2 protein-coding genes are annotated in these 2,196 nt (G+C 64.3%); one reads left to right on the top strand and one right to left on the bottom strand.

The window, feature by feature from the left end; translation table 11 throughout:
- Positions 1–308 (top strand): hypothetical protein (locus tag MOV74_RS36520; protein WP_246932168.1); only part of this gene is annotated, 308 nt, incomplete at its 5' end.
- A 315-nt stretch (positions 309–623) separates the two neighbouring features.
- Here the strand turns inward: MOV74_RS36520 and MOV74_RS36515 are convergent.
- Positions 624–1,604, bottom strand: coding sequence for an ABC transporter substrate-binding protein (locus MOV74_RS36515; protein ID WP_246932166.1), 981 nt, complete (start codon positions 1,602–1,604; stop codon positions 624–626).
- Positions 1,605–2,196 lie beyond the last annotated feature (592 nt).

The following is a 2,196-nucleotide window of genomic DNA, read 5'->3' as shown; positions in this document are numbered from 1 at the left end:
CGGTGCATTGGCGCGGCGGCGGCTGGGGATGGGGCCTCGGTGGCCTCGCAGCCGGCGCGATCATCGGCGGTGCCATCGCCAGCGGCGCACCTTACGGCTACGGCTATTATGGCGGCGGACCGTATTACGGCGGCTATGGCTATCCGGGCTATGGCTATGGCTACGCCCCGGCGTACTACGGCGGCTATGGTTATGCCCCGGCCTATCCGCGATACTATCGGCCCTATCGCCCATATTACGGCTATGGCTACGGCTATTCCCGGCCGTACCGGGTCTATCACCGGCACTATTATCGCCGGTATTGGTGAGCATCTCGCGCGGCTAGAGCGAGAGCCAGACGATCAGGCTCATGCAGGCGAAATGCAGGAGCACGATCGCGGCGAGATGCAACGGGCCGGCTTTGAGACGAACTGCGCGCATGTGGCCGCCTCCAGCCTTGCTGGGTTCGCCTATCGCCAGGAACACGGTGCGCTCCCTCTCCCGCTTGCGGGGGAGGGTTGGGGTGGGGGTGTCTCCACGCGCGAGAACCCCCAAGAGGAGAGAGCCCTCACCCGGCTGCGCCGACCTCTCCCGCAAGCGGGAGAGGTTGAGCGAGCCCGCGGCTCGTCCGAAGTTCATCACGTCTAGTTCGATTGGGCGGCCGCTGCGGTGAAGCTGCGGTCGACGGCTTTAGTCACGTCCAGCGTCTTCGGCAGGATGCCGTAACGCGTCGAGCGGTCGGAGGCCGCCTGCACCTCCTTCACCACATTCTCGTCGATCACGATCGGGCTGGTGCGCTGTGCGGTGTAGGCCGAAAGCAGCACGTCCTCCGGCAGCTTGGTCAGCTCGGCCGTGTTCCTGGCGTACTCGGCAACATGATCCAGCGACCATAGCCGCGCCTTGTTCAGCCGTTGCACCAGATCCTGCACCGCTGCACGCTTGGTCGCGATGGCGTTGTCGGATGCGACGATGAAGGTGATGGTCGGCGTGAGGCCTTCGCCGTCGGCGATCACGCGGGCCTTGTCCTTCAGCGTCGCGAACGACACGTAGGGCTCCCACACCGCCCAAGCATCGATCGAGCCGGCGAGCAGCGCGATCTTGGCGTCGACCGGCCCCAGCGGTGCGAAGGTCGCATCCTCCAGCTTGATCTCTGCTTTCTCCAGCGTGGCGTCGATCAGGCATTGGCCCCAGCCGCCGCGCGTGCCGGCGAGCCGTTTGCCCCTGAGATCGGCAGCCGATTTGATCGGCGAATCCTGGCGCACCAGAATCGCCTGCGTCTTCGCGTCCGACCTGGTGCCGCCGATTGCCTTGATCGGCGCGCCGGCCGCATAGACCGACAGGAACGAGAGATCGCCGGTATAGCCGACGTCGAGCGCACCGGCGTTGAGCGCTTCTAGGATCGGCGCGGCCGCGGGAAATTCCGACCATTCGATTTTGTAGGGCAAGTCTTTCGCGTAGCCGGAGATCTCGAGCAGCGACCGGTTGCCGCCCTTCTGGTCGCCGACGCGCAGCACGACGGTGTCGGCCGCGAACGATGCGGCAGTCGTCGACAAGGTGACGGCGGCGGCAAGCAGCGATGCCGCGAGACGGCGGGTGATGGGATGACGACGGGAGTTGATGCGCATGTGGCCTGTCTTGTTGCTTTGCTCACGACGTGTGAGCGAACGATGCAGCGAGACGATCAAGTCTATGATCGCGCTGTGCGCAGTCAATGAAATGGCCGTCCGTATTGCGCGTGCGTCAGGCAAGGACGTTTCATCGAATGGCCGCGCGCGAGAAGACGGCATGCTTGCGAGGGCGAGATGCACAGGAATGATGCACATGTGTGGTCGCCTCGCGCGGAGTTGCCAGCCGCATTCGCAAAAATCCTTTCATCGTTGCCGCGTGCGGCGATGGAGATAATGACTTCGCTTCGCGCAACATTCGAAATTCCATTTCATTGACGATGCGTCGCGTGCGCCGCATGATTTGCGCATCGCATCAACGCGGCACATGACCGCCGCAGAACGACATTCTCTCAACGCATCTCCGAACGGAACATGCGCAACGCGGCACGTTGCGTAAGCGGCGGAGCTGTGCCAGCGCAGGAGCGGGGACTGATGGACAACGACAATAAGCGCAGCGGTTCAGGACTGGACCGGCGCCATCTGCTTCAGGCGGGACTGGCTGCAGCCTTCGCCGCGCCGCTGGGCGCGCTTGGTGCGGCGCAGGCCTTCG

The organism is Bradyrhizobium sp. SHOUNA76 (genome assembly GCF_023006445.1).
In the GTDB taxonomy this organism is placed as follows: domain Bacteria; phylum Pseudomonadota; class Alphaproteobacteria; order Rhizobiales; family Xanthobacteraceae; genus Bradyrhizobium.
The sequence above is the reverse complement of the archived record's forward strand: the minus strand, read 5'-3'. Positions and strand labels throughout refer to the sequence as shown.

What these genes read in the sequence shown, in the direction of transcription:
- MOV74_RS36515 (WP_246932166.1), bottom strand. Translation starts at nt 1,604, where the DNA reads ATGCGCATCAACTCCCGTCGTCATCCCATCACCCGCCGTCTCGCGGCA.